Annotated in this window: 14 protein-coding genes; 9 read left to right on the forward strand and 5 right to left on the reverse strand. The window is 71.7% G+C overall.

The window, feature by feature from the left end; all coding sequences use genetic code 11:
* Positions 1-82: 82 nt before the first annotated feature.
* Positions 83-2104, reverse strand: a complete 2022-nt coding sequence (locus ACFZBT_RS08800) for a beta-galactosidase (RefSeq protein ID WP_391100718.1) — start codon at positions 2102-2104, stop codon at positions 83-85.
* Positions 2105-2301: 197 nt separating this feature from the next.
* On the opposite strand from ACFZBT_RS08800, the gene ACFZBT_RS08805 reads away from it, so the two are divergent.
* The 5 genes from ACFZBT_RS08805 to ACFZBT_RS08825 all read left to right on the forward strand — a co-directional run bounded on the left by ACFZBT_RS08805 (position 2302) and on the right by ACFZBT_RS08825 (position 6946).
* Complete coding sequence (locus tag ACFZBT_RS08805; protein ID WP_391100178.1) at positions 2302-3621, forward strand: extracellular solute-binding protein; 1320 nt, start codon at positions 2302-2304, stop codon at positions 3619-3621.
* On the forward strand, positions 3618-4544 hold the full coding sequence (locus tag ACFZBT_RS08810; RefSeq protein ID WP_391100181.1) for an ABC transporter permease subunit: 927 nt from the start codon (positions 3618-3620) through the stop codon (positions 4542-4544). Before ACFZBT_RS08805 ends, ACFZBT_RS08810 begins: the two co-directional genes overlap by 4 nt.
* Complete coding sequence (locus tag ACFZBT_RS08815) at positions 4541-5449, forward strand: ABC transporter permease subunit (RefSeq protein ID WP_391100183.1); 909 nt, start codon at positions 4541-4543, stop codon at positions 5447-5449. The genes ACFZBT_RS08810 and ACFZBT_RS08815 overlap by 4 nt, the downstream gene beginning before the upstream one ends.
* Positions 5446-6477, forward strand: a complete 1032-nt coding sequence (locus ACFZBT_RS08820) for a substrate-binding domain-containing protein (RefSeq protein WP_391100185.1) — start codon at positions 5446-5448, stop codon at positions 6475-6477. The genes ACFZBT_RS08815 and ACFZBT_RS08820 overlap by 4 nt, the downstream gene beginning before the upstream one ends.
* 79 nt (positions 6478-6556) lie before the next feature.
* Complete coding sequence (locus ACFZBT_RS08825; protein ID WP_391100188.1) at positions 6557-6946, forward strand: MarR family transcriptional regulator; 390 nt, start codon at positions 6557-6559, stop codon at positions 6944-6946.
* Positions 6947-6979: 33 nt separating this feature from the next.
* Here the strand turns inward: ACFZBT_RS08825 and ACFZBT_RS08830 are convergent, their stop codons facing one another.
* The 3 genes from ACFZBT_RS08830 to ACFZBT_RS08840 all read right to left on the reverse strand — a co-directional run bounded on the left by ACFZBT_RS08830 (position 6980) and on the right by ACFZBT_RS08840 (position 8960).
* Entirely contained in the window at positions 6980-7381 is a 402-nt protein-coding gene (locus ACFZBT_RS08830) for an SseB family protein (protein WP_184595591.1), read from the reverse strand.
* A gap of 137 nt (positions 7382-7518) precedes the next feature.
* Positions 7519-8265 (reverse strand): Type 1 glutamine amidotransferase-like domain-containing protein, encoded by a 747-nt coding sequence (locus ACFZBT_RS08835; protein WP_391100193.1) that lies wholly within the window; start codon positions 8263-8265, stop codon positions 7519-7521.
* A 35-nt stretch (positions 8266-8300) separates the two neighbouring features.
* A complete protein-coding gene (locus ACFZBT_RS08840; RefSeq protein WP_391100195.1) occupies positions 8301-8960 on the reverse strand; it encodes a 1,4-alpha-glucan branching protein in 660 nt (219 codons plus the stop codon).
* A gap of 172 nt (positions 8961-9132) precedes the next feature.
* Here ACFZBT_RS08840 and ACFZBT_RS08845 point away from each other — a divergent pair, with 172 nt between their 5' ends.
* The 4 genes from ACFZBT_RS08845 to ACFZBT_RS08860 all read left to right on the forward strand — a co-directional run bounded on the left by ACFZBT_RS08845 (position 9133) and on the right by ACFZBT_RS08860 (position 15681).
* On the forward strand, positions 9133-10329 hold the full coding sequence (locus tag ACFZBT_RS08845; RefSeq protein ID WP_391100197.1) for an MFS transporter: 1197 nt from the start codon (positions 9133-9135) through the stop codon (positions 10327-10329).
* A 47-nt stretch (positions 10330-10376) separates the two neighbouring features.
* Positions 10377-12143, forward strand: coding sequence for a beta-galactosidase (locus tag ACFZBT_RS08850; RefSeq protein ID WP_391100199.1), 1767 nt, complete (start codon positions 10377-10379; stop codon positions 12141-12143).
* Positions 12140-14527, forward strand: coding sequence for a beta-galactosidase (locus ACFZBT_RS08855; protein WP_391100201.1), 2388 nt, complete (start codon positions 12140-12142; stop codon positions 14525-14527). Before ACFZBT_RS08850 ends, ACFZBT_RS08855 begins: the two co-directional genes overlap by 4 nt.
* Before the next feature lie 86 nt (positions 14528-14613).
* Positions 14614-15681, forward strand: a complete 1068-nt coding sequence (locus tag ACFZBT_RS08860; RefSeq protein WP_391100203.1) for a substrate-binding domain-containing protein — start codon at positions 14614-14616, stop codon at positions 15679-15681.
* Between the two features lie 5 nt (positions 15682-15686).
* On the opposite strand, the gene ACFZBT_RS08865 is transcribed toward ACFZBT_RS08860, so the two are convergent.
* Positions 15687-17654 (reverse strand): heavy metal translocating P-type ATPase, encoded by a 1968-nt coding sequence (locus ACFZBT_RS08865; RefSeq protein WP_391100205.1) that lies wholly within the window; start codon positions 17652-17654, stop codon positions 15687-15689.
* Positions 17655-17724: the final 70 nt, after the last annotated feature.

A 17724-nucleotide genomic window follows, 5' to 3' on the forward strand; every position in this document is an offset into this window, starting at 1 on the left:
GGGCGTGCCCCTCACCAGGAGGGCCGGTGAGGAACCCCTCCGCCCGCGGCTCGTGCGGCTCGCACGGGCGGAGGGAGTCGGTTCAGCCGTCGAGCCGGACGACCCGGACGGATCCGGCCGGGACGGCCAGGCGGCCCGCGGCGCGTTCTCCGGTCAGCAGCTCGGTGCCCGGGGTCTCCAGGGGCACCTTGGTGTCCGAGCCGGTGTGGTTGACGGCGAACAGGTAGGTGCCCGACTCGCCGGTGCGGCGCACCACTTCGACGTCCCGGGGCAGGTCGGCGCGCGGGGCGAGGCGCGCGTCCTCGATCGCCATGCCGAGCAGCGTGTCGAGGCCGTCGGTGCCGAGCCGGGTGGAGACGTACCAGGCGGTGCCCTCGCCGAGGCTGTGCCGGGTGACGGCCGGGTGGCCCGCGGTGAGGCCGTCGGCGTAGGTGCAGACGGTCTCGGCTCCGCGCGGCACCACGAACTCGGTCCATACGTCGGCGCCCAGTTCGGATCCGTCGGGGCCGGTGACGCGGACCCGTTCGCCGGGCAGCAGCGGCGAGAACTCCTCGACCGTGAGGCCGAGGACGTCCCGGAGCGGGCCCGGGTAGGCGCCCTCGTGGACGGCGTCGTGCTCGTCGACGATGCCGGAGAAGTACGAGACGACCAGCGTGCCGCCGTTCTCGACGTAGGCCTTGAGGTTGTTCCCGGCCGTCTCCGTCATGAGGTACAGGGCCGGTACGACGACAAGGGGATACCTCGACAAGTCGGCTTCCGGGTGGGCGAAGTCGACGGTGAGGTGGCGGTCGTAGAGGGTCTCGTAGAAGGCGTCGGCGCGCTCGCGGGCGTCGTGGTCCTCGCTGGGGCGCCAGTCGAGGTTCTGGGCCCACCAGGAGTGCCAGTCCCACAGCACGGCCACGTCGGCGACGGTGCGGGTGCCGCGCACGGCGGCCAGCGCGTCGACCGCGGATCCCAGTTCGGTGACCTCACGCCAGACGCGGGTGTCGGTGCCGCCGTGCGGGAGCATCGCCGAGTGGAACTTCTCGGCGCCGCGCCGGGACTGCCGCCACTGGAAGAACATGGCTCCGTCGGAGCCGCGCGCCACATGGGCGAGGGAGTTACGGGCCATCTGGCCCGGGGCCTTGGCGGGGTTGCGGGGCTGCCAGTTGACGCCCGAGGTGGAGTGCTCCAGGAGCAGCCAGGGGGCACCGCCCGCGACGGAGCGGGTGAGGTCGGCGGCCATCGCGAGATTGACGTGGGTGCGTCGGCCGTCGGTGATCAGGTAGTGGTCGTTGGTGACGATGTCGACCTCGCGGCCCCAGGCCCAGTAGTCGACGGAGTCGCACTGGCTCAGGGCCGTCATGAAGTTGGTGGTGACCGGGACGCCCGGTGAGAGGCGGTGCAGGATGTCCCGCTCCGCCACGAAGTTCTCGCGCATGGTGGCGTCGGCGAACCGCTTGTAGTCCAACGCCTGGCCCGGATTGACGGACGTCGGGGTGAGCCGGGGCGGGTTGATCTGCTCGAGGTCCGTGTAGCGCTGGCCCCAGAAGGCCGTGCCCCAGGCCTCGTTGACGGCGTCGACCGTGCCGTACGTCGTCGCGAGCCAGCGGCGGAAGTGCGCGGCGCAGGCGTCGCAGTAGCAGGCCGAGACGGGGACGCCGTACTCGTTGTGCACGTGCCACATGGCCAGGGCCGGGTGGTCGCGGTAGCGCTCGGCGAGCTCGGTGGTGATGGCCGCGGCGGCCGAGCGGTAGTCGGCGTTGCTGTGGCAGATCGCGGCGCGGGAGCCGAACTCGTGGCGCACGCCCTCCGGTGTCACCGGCAGGGCCTCGGGGTGGGCGCGGTAGAACCAGACCGGCGGGCAGACGGTGGGCGTGCCGAGGTCGACGCGGATGCCGTTCTCGTGCAGCAGGTCGAGCACGCGGTCGAGCCAGCCGAAGTCGTACACGCCGGGCGACGGCTCCAGCAACGCCCAGGAGAAGATCCCGACGCTCACCATCGTGACGCCGGCCTCCCGCATCAGCCGGACGTCCTCCCGCCAGACGCTCTCCGGCCACTGCTCGGGGTTGTAGTCCCCGCCGAAGGCGAGCCTGGTGAGGCCCCTGGGGGTGGTCTCCGGCATGGACTCCGGCATGGATGGTCTCCCGGTCGATCGATCAATTGGGAACGTGCACACATGATGACGCCGTGCGGAGCCCCAACATAACCGCACAGCAACAACCATTGACAAGTGTCCGGGATGTTTCTCTACTGTGAACGCTCACAGAAGCATGGCAGGTCCTCGCAGCAGGCGAGGACCCCAGGTCAGGGGAGAGATCCATGCCGTACACGAAGCGCCGCCGCCTCGTGAGAACCGCCGTCGCCGTCGCGCTCGGCGCCACCACACTCGCCGCCTGCGGCACGGAAGACGCGGACAGCGGGACCGAGTCGGGCCCGGCGTCGCTGACGTACTGGACGTGGACGCCCGGCATGGACAAGGTCGTGGACCTGTGGAACAAGGGCCCGGGCAAGAAGGACCGGATCACCGTCACGGTGAAGAAGCAGGCGTCCGGCGACACGCTGGTCACCAAGATCCTCACCGCGCACAAGGCGGGCAAGGCGCCCGACCTGGTGCAGGCGGAGTATCAGGCGCTGCCCACCCTGGTCAGCAATGACGCGCTCGCGGACATAGCGAAGGACGTGGACGACGCGAAGGGCAGCTTCGCCGACGGCGTCTGGCAGCAGACGACGCTGGGCACGGACGCGGTCTACGCGGTCCCGCAGGACATCGGGCCGATGATGTTCTACTACCGCGAGGACCTGTTCAAGCAGTACGGCCTGACGGTACCGACGACCTGGGACGAGTTCGCCGAGACCGCCCGCAAGCTCAAGGAGGCGGCTCCCGACAAGGACCTGACCACCTTCTCCGCCAACGACTCCGGCCTCTTCGCGGGCCTCGCGCAGCAGGCGGGCGCCAAGTGGTGGACGACCTCCGGCGACCGGTGGAAGGTCTCCATCGACGACGCGGCGACGCAGAAGGTCGCGAAGTTCTGGGGCGGCCTGGTCGAGGAGGGCGCCGTCGACAACCAGCCGATGTACACGCCGGCCTGGAACAAGGCGCTCAATACCGGCAAGCAGATCGCCTGGGTCAGCGCCGTGTGGGCTCCGGGCACTCTCACCACCGCGGCCCCCGACACCAAGGGCAAGTGGGCCATGGCCCCGCTCCCCCAGTGGTCCGCGAGCGAGACCCGCACCGGCAGCTGGGGCGGCTCCTCCACTGCCGTGACCACGGACTCCAAGCACCAGGCGGCCGCCGCGAAGTTCGCCACCTGGCTGAACACCGACAGAGACGCCCTCAACGCGCTGGCGAAGGAGAGCGGCATCTACCCGGCCGCCACGAACGCCCAGACCAGCGGCGCCTTCCTCAAGCCGCCGGCCTACTTCTCCAACCAGGCCGACTTCTACAGCAAGGCCGCCGACATCGCGGAGACCACGGCGCCGTCCGCCTGGGGCCCCAACGTGAACGTCGCCTACACCACCTTCAAGGACGCCTTCGGCGCCGCCGCGAAGAACAAGTCCGACTTCGGCGCGGCCCTGAAGAAGATGCAGGACGACACCGTCGCCGACATGAAGAAGCAGGGCTTCGGGGTCGCTCGGTGAAAAGCACGGCACGCCCGCAGTCGTACGGGGTCAAGGGCGCCCCGTACGCCTTCCTCCTCCCCGCGGTACTCCTCTTCACCCTGTTCTTCGCGCTCCCCATCGGCTACGCGATCTGGCTCAGCCTCCACAAGGTGAAGGTCTCCGGCCTGGGCCTCGGCTCAGGGGCCCGTAAGGAGGTCTGGGCCGGTCTGGAGAACTACACCGACGCCCTCACCGACAGCGAGCTGCTGCACGGGACGCTGCGGGTCCTCGGGTACGGCTGCATCGTCGTACCGGTGATGCTCGGCCTCGCCCTGCTGTTCGCGCTGATGCTCGACTCCGAGAAGGTGCGGCTGGCACCCTTCACCCGGCTCGCGATCTTCCTGCCGTACGCCATCCCCGGTGTGGTGGCGGCGCTGCTGTGGGGCTTCCTGTACCTGCCGGACGTGAGCCCGTTCTACTTCGTGCTCGACAGACTGGGCATGCCGCAGCCGGATCTGCTGGACGGCGGGCCGCTGTATCTCGCCCTCTCCAACATCGCGGTGTGGGGCGGCACCGGCTTCAACATGATCGTCATCTACACCTCGCTCCGGGCGATCCCGGCGGAGGTGTACGAGGCGGCGAAGCTGGACGGCGCCACGCCCGCGCAGATCGCGCTACGGATCAAGATCCCGATGGTGGCGCCCTCGCTGGTGCTGACCTTCTTCTTCTCGATCATCGCCACGCTCCAGGTCTTCAACGAGCCGACCACTCTCAAACCGCTCACCAACTCCGTGTCCACGACGTGGAGTCCGCTGATGAAGGTGTACCGGGACGCGTTCGGCGAGGGCGACATCCACAGCGCCGCCGCGCAGGCCGTGATCATCGCCTTCGCCACGCTCCTGCTGTCCTTCGGCTTCCTGCGAGCCGCGAACCGTCGCCAGAAGCAGGAGGCCACTCGATGAGTTCCCTTGCCGTCCCGAAGGCCGAGCCGATGTCCGGCAGCACGCCCGGCACCGTCCACGGCCGCCCGCCGCTGCGCCGCCGGATCGCCCTGATCCCGACGGTCACCCTGCTCCTGGGCGCGGTCTACTGTCTGCTGCCGGTGGCCTGGGTGGTCATCGCGGCCACCAAGTCCGGCGGTGAGCTGTTCTCCACGTTCACGTTCCTGCCGGGCTCGGGGTTCGCCGAGAATCTCCGGGACCTGAGCGCCTACCGCGACGGCGTGTACTGGGCGTGGGTGGGCAACTCCGCCCTGTACGCCGGCCTGGGCGCCCTGCTGTCGGCATGTGTCTCGGCGTTCAGCGGCTACGCGCTGGCGACCTACCGCTTCCGGGGCCGCGAGGCGATCTTCAGCGTGCTGCTCGCGGGTGTCCTGATGCCGCCGGTGATCCTGGCCATCCCGCAGTACCTGCTGCTGGCGAAGGCCGACCTCACGGACTCGTTCCTGGGCGTCCTGCTGCCGCAGGTCCTCTCGCCGTACGGGGTCTATCTCGCGCGGATCTACGCCGCCGCCGCGGTGCCCGCCGACGTGGTCGAGGCCGGGCGGATGGACGGGGCGAGCGAGTGGCGGATCTTCACTCGGATCGCGCTGCCGATGATGGTCCCCGGCATGGTGACGGTGTTCCTGTTCCAGTTCGTGGCGATCTGGAACAACTTCCTGCTGCCGTACATCATGCTCAGCGACGACGAGAAGTTCCCGATCACGCTCGGTCTGTACACGTTGCTGGAGCAGGGGGCCAACACCCCTGCGCTGTACACGCTGGTGATCACAGGCGCGTTCCTGGCGGTGCTCCCGCTGATCGCCCTCTTCCTGGTCATCCAGCGCTTCTGGAGTCTGGATCTGCTGTCCGGAGCCGTAAAGTCATGACCATGAACGCTGCGGGAGGCAGGCGCAGGCCGCCCACGATCCACGATGTGGCGCGCGAGGCGGGGGTCTCGCGCGGCACCGTCTCGCGGGTGCTCAACGGAGGCCACTACGTCAGCCCTGCCGCCCAGGAGGCAGTCAACGCGGCCATCCGCAGGACGGGTTACGTCGTCAACCGGCACGCCCGCTCCCTGATCACCGGGCGGTCCGACTCGATCGGCTTCCTGCTCACGGAGCCGCAGGAGCGGTTCTTCGAGGACCCCAACTTCAATGTCCTGCTGCGCGGCTGCACCCAGGCGCTCGCCGCGCACGACATCCCGCTGCTGCTGATGCTGGCCGGCACCGAGGACGAGCGGCGGCGCATCACCCGGTACATCACCGCCGGGCATGTCGACGGGGTGCTGCTGGTCTCCAGCCACTCCGGCGATCCCGTCGCCGAGCAGCTGCGCGGGGCCGGGGTGCCGCTGGTGGCGTGCGGGAAGCCGATCGGGCTGGCCTCCAAGGTGAGCTACGTGGCCGCCGACGACCGCGACGGCGCCCGTGACATGGTGCGTCACCTTCTCTCGCTCGGGCGGCAGCGGGTGGGCATGGTGACCGGTCCGCTGGACACGCCGGGCGGTGTCGAGCGCCTCGCCGGCTACCGGGAGGTGCTCGCGGACGCGGGCCTGGCGTACGACGAGCGGCTCGTCGTCTCCGGCGACTACAGCCGGGCCAGCGGCGAGGCGGGGGCCGAACGGCTGCTGGGGCAGGCCCCGGACGTGGACGCGGTGTTCGTCGCCTCGGACCTCATGGCACAGGGCGTGCTGGCGGCACTCCAGCGGGCGGGGCGCCGCGTGCCGCAGGACGTCGCGGTCGGCGGCTTCGACGACTCACCGGCGGCGCTGGGCGCCGTCCCCGAGCTGACGACGATCCGGCAGCCGTGGGACCGCATCAGCGCCGAGATGGTGCGGGTGCTGCTCGCGCAGATCGGGGGCGAGGATCCGGCGGCGGTGATCCTGCCGACGGAGTTGGTGAAGCGGGAGTCGACATAGGCGCCGGCCTCAGACAGCCGTGCCAACGAGGCCGCTCCATGCACAGTCATTGAACCTCGGACCGGTGTACCGTTCGGTCATGGCAGCGAAAACGGCTGGTACGCGGCTCGAGGAACGGTGGCGGGACATCCTGTCGGCGCACGCGCGCACGATGTGCGAGATCGACCGCGCGCTCCATCCGCACGGCCTCGGCGCCTCCGATTTCGAGGTCCTGGACATGCTCGTGACCGCCGCGCCCGAGGAGGGCGAGCAGTGCAGGGTGCAGAACCTGGTCGGGCGGGTCCATCTGAGCCAGAGCGCGCTGTCGCGGCTGATCGCCCGGCTGGAGAAGGACGGTCTGGTGACACGCACCGTGTGCGTGGAGGACCGGCGCGGCGTGTGGGTCTCCCTGACCGCCAGGGGCCGTGACCTGCACGCCGAGGTGCTGCCGCTGCAGCGGGCGGCGCTGGCCCGGACGCTGGGCGCGTAAGCCGCTGCCCAGGCCCGGACCGGACCGGTCGCCCTACGGACGTGCCAGCAGGGTGCGGACTCCCTCCGAGGTGAGCGTCAGGCGGTGCTCCGAGCTGCCGTCGATGGTGAGCGACAGGTCGTCGGCCGGCCACTGCGCGGCGAGGGCGCCCAGCGGCACCATGCGGTAGCGGGAGACGAACGGCAGCAGCCCGGCCATCTCCACCTCGGAGGTGAACACGGGCACGACCGGTTCGCCGCCCGGCTGCTCCAGCACCGGCAGCGCCACCGCCGAGGGGTTGGCGGCGTCGGCGTCGTTCGCGTCGTCGGGCACGGGGATGAGCACGTCGCTGTCGGCGAGCGCGTTCAGAGCCGCCGCGTCCTCGGTGTTCTCGGCGAGGACGTCCAGAGCCCGCTGGGCGGGCGTGGGCGTGGGGTTGTTTGCGGGTGTCTCCATGGCAGATTCCCTGATAGCGGCGGTCTTGCGGCCCACCCGGGACATGATCCGCCCCGGGCGCGGTCCTGCTCGCGTACCCGATCGTGGACGGGGCAATCCTGGTGGATCACCGAGGTTCAGGGGATCAACGGTGCCGATCACTGCTCGGGGCGTCGAAGGAGGCCGGAAGGCGTGAGGGGCCGGCAGGGCAGCTCCTGCTCGCGCACCCCGCCGGTTCCGTCCGGTTCCACGCGGTACACCCCTGTTCCCGGCGCCCGGGTGACGGCTTCCGTGAGCACACCGTCCGTGAAGAGCGCTCCGGCCCCGTCCTCCACCGCCCAGCCCGCCGGCAGGTTCCCCGCCGCCACGGCCGCACGGTACAAGAGGCGCCGGCCCGGTTCGCTGTCGTAGTGCGGACAGACGGAGCCGGGCAGCAGCCCCAGGCCGTCGGGGAGGTACGTCAGCGGCCCGAAGGAGTCGGTGTGCGAGCCCTCGGCCCAACAGTTGGCACCGGCGCTGATGCCGCACAGCAGCGTGCCCTGCTCGTACGCCTCCCGCAGCAGCCGGTCCACTCCGTGGGTGCGCCAGACCGCGAGCAGGTTGGCGGTGTTGCCGCCGCCCACGTACACGACGTCCTGGGCGAGCAGGAAGGAGCGCAGAGCGTCGTCGTCCAGCTCCCGGCGGAACAGGTGCAGGACGGAGGGGTCGCAGTCAGGGCGGGACCGGAACGCCGTACTGAACTGTTCGACGTATGCCTGCGCGTCTCCGCTGGCGGTGGGCACGAAACACACCTTGGGGCGGGACACGCGCGCCTGAGCCAGCACCCAGTCGTCGAGCAGACCGTCGCTATCGGTGGAGAAGCCGCCCCCGAGGAGGGCGAGACGGTGTGGGGATTGGACGCCCACTACGGTGCCTTTCTGGATGAAGTCGGGCGCGCGGGTCAGGCCGTGGGACCGCTGTGCAGAACGGCCAGCGTCCCCCGGGTGCGGGTGCCGTCCGGCAGTTGCCAGGAGCCGGTGAGGCGGCCGGTCGCTCCCCGCGCGGGAGTCGACGGCGTGTCCGGGGCGGGCTGCGGGACCCGGTTCAGACGGAGGGTCGCGCCCTGGGAGGTGGTCAGCAGGGTGCCGTCCCGGTCGTCGCTGACAGTGAAGTCCGTGGGGAGGGGCCCATCGCCGGTGTAGGAGGCGGTGACCTCACGGTCTGGGGCGTCGCTGATGTTCTGGTCCTGAGCCTGCACCCGTCCCTCGATCAAGGCCGCCAACTGGCCGACCATCACGGGGTCGTGGCAGCCGTCGTAGGCCCAGCGCCGCCCGAGCACCCCGTGCTCCATGGTGCCGACGAGGGCGTGCTCCGCACCGTCGAGCGGGGCGCCGCGATAGGTGAGCGGCACCAGGTAGCCGGCCGGGCGAGGGCCGGAGGCGTCGGTGACGACGAGGAACTCGATCCCGACCTCGCCTCGCGGATCGTCCAGCCGGAACCCACCGGCCTTGACCAGCTTCGGCCCGGCCGTGCCGGCGCGGTACCAGGGGCGGGTGGGCAGCCAGGAGGTGAGGAGCTCCAGCTTGGTCGGTGTCAGCGTGGTGTGGTGGATGACGGCCATGCCGGTCCCCTCCCCCTCGGGTCGATGCGAGCCGTAGGGCACACACCATAGGTCCGAGCGGATCCGAGGATGTTGACGCCTGTGATGTTACCGGTAACATCACTTCTGCTCCAGCCGTACGCGACTGTGTCCTCCGCCCACCCACCCCGATGGGCCGTCCTCCGGAGTCCGCGTGAACGACCAGCCGACCGCACAGCTCGCTCCCAGCCCCTCTCCCGCCTCGGCCTCTCCGGTCTTCAGCAGAGCCGCCGTCGTGGCGTCCTGCGCCGGCTTCGTTCTCATCGGGGCGTTGCAGGCGCTGTACGGGCCCGCGATCCCGGCGTTCCGTGAGGAGTTCGGGCTGTCGCCGTCCGTCGCGGGGCTGGGGCTGAGCGCGCACTTCGTCGGTGGTGTGGCCGGGGTGCTGCTGTTCGACCGGCTCTACGGGCGGGCCGGGAACCGGCTCATCCTCGGCAGTTCCTATCTGCTGATGGCCGTCGGCGCGGCGGGCTTCGCGCTGGCGCCCGGCTGGACCGTCGCCCTCGCGGCTGCCCTGCTCGCGGGTCTCGGTTTCGGTGGCGTCGACTACGGCCTCAACCAGCTGTTCGCCGTGGGCTTCGGCCACCGTTCGACCGCGATGCTGAACATCCTCAACGCTCACTTCGGCATCGGCGCCGTCCTCGGCCCCGCCCTGATCGGTGTGGTCGGCTCGGAGCACTACCCGGCCGTCTTCCTGTGCTTCGCCCTCGCCAATCTGCCCCTGCTGCTGTGTCTGAGGGGAGTCCGGAACGACGTTCCCCTGCCGGGCGGGGCCGAGGACGGCGGTCGTGGGCAGGTTCTGGGCCGCAGTCTCGGCTCCGTGCTCGCCGTCTTCGTCGCGCTCTACGTCCTGCACGTCGGCGTCGAGGCCGGTGTCGGCGGCTGGGAGCCGACACATCTGGAGACCGTCGGCTACGGCGCTGGCGTCGCGGCAACCGCCACCTCGGTGTACTGGCTGATGATGACCGCCGGGCGCTTTCTGGTCGCCCCGCTCGCGCTGCGGTTCTCCGCCCAGGCCATCATCACCGTCTCCTGCGCGGGCATGACGGTGTGTCTGCTGGCCGCGTCCGTGCCCGCGCTGGCCCCGTACGCGTACGCCGGTGTCGGTCTGTTCATCGCGCCGGTCTTCCCCACCGGGCTGCCCTGGCTGAACCGGGCCGCACCGCGCGCCCGGCGGGCCGGTGCCGTGGTCATCGCGGCCTCCATGGCCGGCGGTGTCGCCGCCGGGCCGGCGCTGGGCAAGGCCATCGAGTGGTCCGGGATCCGGGCGGTGCCGCTCCTGCTGTGCGGTGTGTCGGCGCTGTGCCTGGCCGCCACGCTCTGGCTCGTCCGCGCGACCCGGTCCCGCTGACCACCCCGACCTCGAACACCTCGAACATCTCGAAGGGAAGGCTCCGCATGCCCGCTCTGACGACGACGTCCGACGGATTCCTGCTGCACGGCGAGCCGTTCCGGATCCTCTCCGGCGCGCTGCACTACTTCCGTGTCCACCCCGACCTGTGGGCGGACCGGTTGCGCAAGGCCCGGCTGATGGGCCTCAACACGGTGGAGACGTACCTTCCGTGGAACCACCACCAGCCGGATCCAGACGGGCCCCTCGTGCTCGACGGTCTCCTCGACCTGCCCCGGTTCCTGCGGCTCGCCCGGGACGAGGGGCTGCGTGTGCTGCTGCGTCCCGGTCCCTTCATCTGCGCCGAGTGGGACGGAGGCGGCCTGCCCGACTGGCTCACCTCGGACACCGACATCCGGCTGCGGAGCAGCGATCCGCGCTTCACCGGAGCCGTCGACCGCTACCTCGACCTGCTGCTGCCCGCGCTCCGCCCCTACATGGCCGCGGCGGGTGGTCCCGTCATAGCGGTGCAGGTGGAGAACGAGTACGGCGCCTACGGTGACGACAGCGCGTATCTGAAGCACCTGGCCGACGCGTTCCGCTCCCGGGGCGTCGAGGAGCTGCTGTTCACCTGCGACCAGGCCGACCCGGAACATCTGGCCGCCGGAAGCCTGCCCGGCGTCCTGGTGGCCAGCACCTTCGGCAGCCGCGTCGAGCGGTGTCTCGGGAGGCTGCGCGAGCACCGGAACGAAGGGCCCCTGTTCTGCGCGGAGTTCTGGATCGGCTGGTTCGACCACTGGGGCGGTCCGCACCATGTGCGGGACGCGGCCGACGCCGCCGCGGACCTGGACCGGCTGCTCTCCGCCGGGGCGTCCGTGAACATCTACATGTTCCACGGCGGCACCAACTTCGGCTTCGCCAACGGGGCCAACCACAAACACGCCTACACCCCGACCATCACGTCCTACGACTACGACGCCGCGCTGACCGAGTGCGGCGATCCGGGTCCGAAGTACCACGCCTTCCGCGAGGTCATCGCCCGTCATGCCGGCGTTCCCGACGAACCTGCCCCGGTCCCCGGGCCCAAACTCCCGCCCACTGATGTGGAGTTGGACGGCGTGGCACCTCTGCTTCCGCTCGTCGGTACGCTCACCGCGTCCGTGCGCGCCGACGACTTGGTGACCATGGACGAGCTCGGGCAACGCACCGGCTACGCGCTCTACCGCACCACCCTTCCCGCTGCCGCTGACGGCCTGCTGCACTTCTCCGGCGGTGTCGGCGACCGTGCCCAAGTCTTCGTCGACGGCGCCCCGGTCGGTGTACTGGAGCGTGAACGACACGACGAGACACTGCCCGTGCGTGTCCCCCGCTGCGGCGCGACGCTGGAGGTCCTCGTCGAGAACATGGGCGGCGTCAACTACGGGCCCCGCATCGGCGCGCCCAAGGGGCTGCTCGGGCCCGTCTCCTTCAGCGGCACCGGTCTGCGGGGCTGGGACTGCCACCCCTTGGCGCTGGACGACCTGAGCGCGGTGCCGTTCGCGCCGGGCGGGGACGCCGCGGTCACCGTGCCGGCCTTCCACCGCGGCACCTTCGAGGTCGACACGCCCGCCGACGCCTTCCTGGCCCTGCCCGGCTGGACGAAGGGCCAGGCGTGGGTCAACGGCTTCCACCTCGGCCGCTACTGGAACCGCGGTCCGCAGCACACCCTGTACGTCCCCGCCCCCGTGCTGCGGCCGGGCGCCAACGAGCTGGTCCTGCTGGAGCTGCACGGCACCACCGCCACCCGCGCCCAGCTCACCGACACGCCCGACCTCGGCCCGGAGAACACCTGGTGACCCGGCACCGACTGCGTGTTCCCGTGCCCTCCGCTCCCCCGCTCACCGGCCATCTGCCCTTCGCGGACGCGCCGGGCGTGCCCGGACCGATCGAGGTCACAAGCCGCTGGCTCGCCCGTGGCGGCCGCCCCTGGTTCCCGGTCTCCGGCGAGTTCCACTACTCCCGCTACCCGCACGGCGAGTGGGAGGAGGAGCTGCTGAAGATGAAGGCCGGCGGGGTGACCGCCGTCGCCTCCTACGTCATCTGGATCCACCACGAGGAGATCGAGGGCCGGGTCCGCTTCGACGGCGACCGCGACCTCCGGCGCTTCGCCGGGCTGTGCGCCCGCCACGGCCTGGACTTCGTCCCGCGCATCGGCCCCTGGTCACACGCCGAGGTGCGCAACGGCGGCCTGCCCGACTGGCTGCTCGCCCGCCCCTGCACGCCGCGTACCGACGACCCGGCCTATCTGGCGCCCGTACGCACCTGGTTCGCGGCCGTCGCTGAGCAACTGCGCGGCCTGGACCGGGCGCACGGCGGCCCGATCCTGGCGATCCAGATCGAGAACGAGCTCTACGACCAGCCCGGCCACCTGCGCACGCTCAAGCGCCTCGCCCAGGAGGCGGGGCTGAGCGCGCCGCTGTGGACATCGACCGCCTGGGGCGGGGTGCGACTCCCGGGCGAGGAGCTGCTTCCGCTGTACGGCGGGTATCCCGAGGCTTTCTGGACGGAGGCGGACGGCGGCTGGCCCGACACCTGCCGCAAGCACTTCTTCTTCACCCACGAGCGCGACGACGAGGGCATCGGAGCGGATCTGCGGCCCACGGTGGTACGTGGTACCGCTCCTGCTCCGGCGGACCGATTCCCCTGGGCCACCTGTGAGTTGGGCGGTGGCATGGCGATGGCCTACCACCGGCGACCCCGTGTCGAGGCCGCCGACGTGGGCGCGCTCGGGCTGACCAAGATCGGCTGCGGTTCGGTGTGGCAGGGGTACTACATGTTCCACGGCGGCACGAACCCGCCGGGAGAGCTGACCACCCTTCAGGAGTCGCACGCCACCGGCTACCCCAACGACCTGCCGGTCCTGAGCTACGACTTCCAGGCCCCGCTCGGCGAGTACGGCCAGGTGCGGCCCTCGTACCACGAACTGCGGCTCCAGCACCTGCTGCTGGCCGAACTCGGGCACCGGATCGCGCCCATGGAGTCGGTGCTGCCCGAGCGGCTGCCGGCCGGGCAGCACGACCGTGACACCCTGCGCTGGGCCGTCCGCTCCGACGGCACCTCGGGCTTCCTGTTCGTGACCAACCATCAGCCGCACGAGCCGCTGCCGGACCACCCGGAGACGACGTTCAGGATCGACTTCCCGGACGCGCCATCGCTGACACTGCCGAGCGGCCCCGTCACCGTGCCCTCCGGCGCCTTCTTCTGCTGGCCGCTGCGGCTGGACGTGGCCGGGCTGCGGCTGGAGTGGGCCTCAGCACAGCCGGTGTGCACGGTCGAGGCGGACAGCCGTACGGTCCTGGTGCTGGCCGCGACCGACGGTATCGCGCCCGAACTCGCCCTGGACGCGGACACGGTGGCGTCCGTCACCGTGCCGGCCGGGGACGGAGAGGTCACGCCCGTCGACAGCCGGATCCTGGTCACCGGTCTGCGGCCGGGCACCGACGCCCTGGTCGAGGTGGACGCGGCCGACGGCTCCCGCGTCGGTCTGCTGGTCCTGGACGCGGCGACGGCCCGTACCGCTTACCGGGGTGTCGCGTGGGGCGCCGAGCGGCTGGTGCTCTGCGGTAACGGGATCGTCTTCGACGGTGACGAGGTACGGCTGCACAGCCCGGCCGCCGAGCCGTCGTTCGCGGTGCTGCCCGCGCCCGATTCCGCCCTGGTGGTGCAGGGGAATCGGCTGCGGGAGCAAGCGGACGGGGTGTGCAGGCGCTACACGCTCGAGGCCGGGGCCCTCGGTCCCACCGCCGCGCACGTCGCCCTGGTCAGGCCCGCCGGTCCGGCCCCGGAGCCCGTGACCGGTGTGCAGGGCCGGGCGAGCACGCCCGCCGACAAGCACGTGGACACCGTGGCCGCCGAGTACCGGGTCGACGTACCGGAGGAACTGCTGCGGGCGCCCGCCGGTGTGCTGCTGCGGCTGCACTGGACCGGTGATCTGGCACGGGCGTACGTGGGGGACGTCCTGGTCGCCGACCAGTTCTGCTCGGGGCTGGTCTGGGACATCGGCCTGGACCGGTTGCCCGCCGAGGAGCTGCGTGCCCGGGGGCTACGGCTGAAGGTGCTGCCGCTGGCCGCCGACGCGCCGGTGCATGTGCCGGGGCAGGTGGGTGATGCCTGGCGGGCGGCCGGGGTGGGACATGCCGAGTGGGTGGTCACGCGCGCGTGGGCGGTCCGGACCGGCTGATGCCGCTGCGGGCACCGCGCCGCCTATGCTGGGCTCCTGCCGGGCGGGTTCAGGGCCGCCTCACCCGACGTCGAGGAATCACCCCCATGACACCGAGCGCCACCGACGGCCCGGTTCCCAAGGGCCGCAGCAGGCGCAATTTCGCGGGGACGCGGCCGGTGATGGCCGATGTGGCCCGGCTGGCCGGCGTCTCCAAGCAGACCGTGTCCCGCGTGCTCAACGACCACCCGGCCGTCCGCCCCGAGACGCGCGAGGCGGTGCTGGAGGCCATGCGCACACTCGGCTACCGGCCCAGCCGCAGCGCGCGGTCCCTGGCCAGCGGCAGGACCCGGATGCTCGGGGTGATCTCCTTCGACGCCGCGCGGTACGGGCCGGCCTCCATCCTGACCGCGATCAACACCGCGGCCCAGGAGGCCGGTTACCTCGTCAGCTCCATCGCCCTGGACACGGCCGACCACGGGAGAGTCGTCGAGGCCGTGAACCGGCTGTCGGCCGAGGGCGCGGACGGCGTCATCGCGATCGCCCCGCAGCAGTGGGTGGGCCGGGCACTGGCGGAGACCGACCTCGGCACTCCGCTGGTGGTGCTGGAGAGTCCCCTCGACGACGACACCCCCCTGGTCACCGGCGACTCCCGCACCGGCGCACGCAAGGCCACCGAGCATCTCCTGGGCCTCGGGCACGCCACCGTCTGGCATATCGCGGGCCCGACCGGCTGGACCTCCGCCGACCACCGGCTGGCGAGCTGGCAGGAGACGCTCCAGGCGGCCGGTGCCGATGTCCCGGACCCCCTCGTCGGGGACTGGGGCGCCGACTCCGGCTACGAACTGGGCCGCCGACTGGCCCGGCGCCCGGAGGTGACGGCGGTGTTCGCCTCCAACGACCAGATGGCACTGGGCCTGCTGCACGCCCTGCACGAGTCCGGGCGGTCCGTCCCCGGGGAGGTCAGTGTCGTCGGCTACGACGACATCCCCGAGGCCGCGCATCTGCTGCCCCCGCTGACCACCGTCCGCACCGACTTCGCCGAGATCGGCACCCGGTCCCTGCGTCTGCTCCTGGACCGCATCGACGGCCCGGGCGAGCGGCCCCGCGTGGACAGCCTCGTCCCCGTGGACCTCGTCGTGCGCGCGAGCAGCGGCCCGCCCCCGGTGCGCTGACGGGCTCAGGCACTCCCCTCGGCGGCGGCCTTCCGCCAGGCCGACTCCCTCAGCAGCCGCAGGCCGTTCAGTCCGACGAGAACCGTGGAGCCCTCGTGGCCCGCGACACCCAGAGGCAGCGGCAGGTCGCCTGCCAGGTCCCAGACGACGAGGCCGGCGATGAACACCCCGGCGATCACGAGGTTCTGGACGACCAGCCTGCGGGCGCGGCGGGAGAGGGCGACGGTGGCGGGGACGGCGGCGAGTTCGTCGCGCACGATCACGGCGTCGGCGGTCTCCAGCGCGAGGTCGGAGCCCGCCCTGCCCATGGCGACCCCGGTGTGGGCGGCGGCCAGGGCGGGTGCGTCGTTGACGCCGTCCCCGACGACCAGCACCTTGCGGCCCGCGTTCTCCATCTCCTGGACGGCGGCCAGCTTGTCCTGTGGCAGCAGCCCGGCTCGCACGTCGTCGATGCCGGTCTCGGCGGCGAGGCGCGCGGCGGCCCGGGGGTTGTCGCCGGTGAGGAGTGCCGGGGCGGTGCCGGTGAGCGTGGTGAGGGCGGCGACCGTGGCGGCGGCGTCCGGACGCGGCCGGTCGGCGATGCCGAGCAGTCCGGCGGGGGTGCCGTCCACGACCAGCAGGACGGCGGTACGGCCGGACTCCTCCAGTTCGGCGATACCTTCGGAGGAGTCGTCCGTCAGCCGGGACGGAGCACCGACCGCGACCGTACGGCCGTCGACGACGGCGGTCACTCCCACGCCCGGCGCGGAGCTGAAGTCCTCCGCTTCGGGCAGGTCGAGGCCGCGCTCTCGGGCCGCGTCGACGACCGCCCGGGCCAGCGGATGCTCGCTGGGCCGCTCGGCGGCCGCCGCGAGGGTCAGCAACCCGTCCTCGTCCAAGCCGGATCCCGGCAGCGGCAGGACGTCGGTGACGCGCGGGCTGCCTTCGGTCAGGGTGCCGGTCTTGTCCAGCGCGACCGCGTCCACCTGGCCGATCCGCTCCATCACCACGGCCGACTTCACCAGCACACCGTGCCGGCCGGCGTTGGCGATGGCCGACAGCAGGGGCGGCATGGTGGCCAGCACGACCGCGCACGGCGAGGCCACGATCATGAACGTCATGGCGCGCAGCAGCGCGTCGGTGAGCGGCTCGCCGAAGGCGAGCGGCACCAGGAAGACGGCCAGGGTCGCGGCCACCATGCCCAGCGAATAGCGCTGCTCGACCTTCTCGATGAACAGCTGCGTGGGCGCCTTGGTCTCGGACGCCTCCTGCACCATCCGGACGATCCTGGCGATCACCGAGTCGGACGCGTCGCGCCCGACCCGGACCCGCAGGGCGCCGGTGCCGTTGAGGGTGCCCGCGAAGACCTCGTCGCCCGGTTCCTTCGGCACGGGGAGCGGCTCGCCGGTGATGGTCGCCTGGTCCACCTCGCTCGCCCCGTCCAGCACCCGGCCGTCGGCGCCGACGCGCTCTCCGGGGCGGACGAGAACGGTGTCGCCGACCGTCAGCTCCTCGACGGGGACGACCTCTTCGCCGCAATCGGAAGGGAGCCGGGTGGCCGTGGCGGGGGCCAGGTCGAGCAGGCCGCGGACGGAGTCGGCGGTGCGGGCGGTGGCCAGCGCCTCCAGGGCGCCGGAGGTGGCGAAGATGACGATGAGCAGGGCGCCGTCCATGACCTGCCCGATCGCGGCCGCGCCCAGTGCGGCGACCACCATCAGCAGGTCGACGTCGAGGGTGCGGTCCTTGAGCGCCTTCAGCCCCTCCCAGCCCGGCTCCCAGCCGCCCGTGACGTACGCCGCCGCGTACAGCGGGCCCCAGGCCCAGGCGGGGGCGCCGGTCAGCTGGAGCGGCAGCGCGAGCAGGAAGAAGGCGGTGGCCGCCGCGGCCCAGCGCGCCTCGGGGAGCGCGAGGACACGGGTGCGGCGCCGTGGCACGGTCCCGGTATGTGCGGGTTCCGCCTCCTGGACCGGTCGCGGCGTGAGGGTGGAAGTCAACAGGGGTCCTTCTGGCGGGGACGCTTGGGCCCCTCACCATACAGGAATACATGAAGACCCCTTCATGCCT

It is taken from the genome of Streptomyces sp. NPDC008137 (assembly GCF_042957035.1).
GTDB lineage: Bacteria > Actinomycetota > Actinomycetes > Streptomycetales > Streptomycetaceae > Streptomyces.

Coding starts and splice junctions, on each gene's coding strand:
- ACFZBT_RS08800 (WP_391100718.1), bottom strand. CDS start 2,104: ATGCCGGAGACCACCCCCAGGGGCCTCACCAGGCTCGCCTTCGGCGGG.
- ACFZBT_RS08805 (WP_391100178.1), top strand. CDS start 2,302: ATGCCGTACACGAAGCGCCGCCGCCTCGTGAGAACCGCCGTCGCCGTC.
- ACFZBT_RS08815 (WP_391100183.1), top strand. CDS start 4,541: ATGAGTTCCCTTGCCGTCCCGAAGGCCGAGCCGATGTCCGGCAGCACG.
- ACFZBT_RS08820 (WP_391100185.1), top strand. CDS start 5,446: ATGACCATGAACGCTGCGGGAGGCAGGCGCAGGCCGCCCACGATCCAC.
- ACFZBT_RS08825 (WP_391100188.1), top strand. CDS start 6,557: ATGGCAGCGAAAACGGCTGGTACGCGGCTCGAGGAACGGTGGCGGGAC.
- ACFZBT_RS08830 (WP_184595591.1), bottom strand. CDS start 7,381: ATGGAGACACCCGCAAACAACCCCACGCCCACGCCCGCCCAGCGGGCT.
- ACFZBT_RS08840 (WP_391100195.1), bottom strand. CDS start 8,960: ATGGCCGTCATCCACCACACCACGCTGACACCGACCAAGCTGGAGCTC.
- ACFZBT_RS08850 (WP_391100199.1), top strand. CDS start 10,377: ATGCCCGCTCTGACGACGACGTCCGACGGATTCCTGCTGCACGGCGAG.
- ACFZBT_RS08860 (WP_391100203.1), top strand. CDS start 14,614: ATGACACCGAGCGCCACCGACGGCCCGGTTCCCAAGGGCCGCAGCAGG.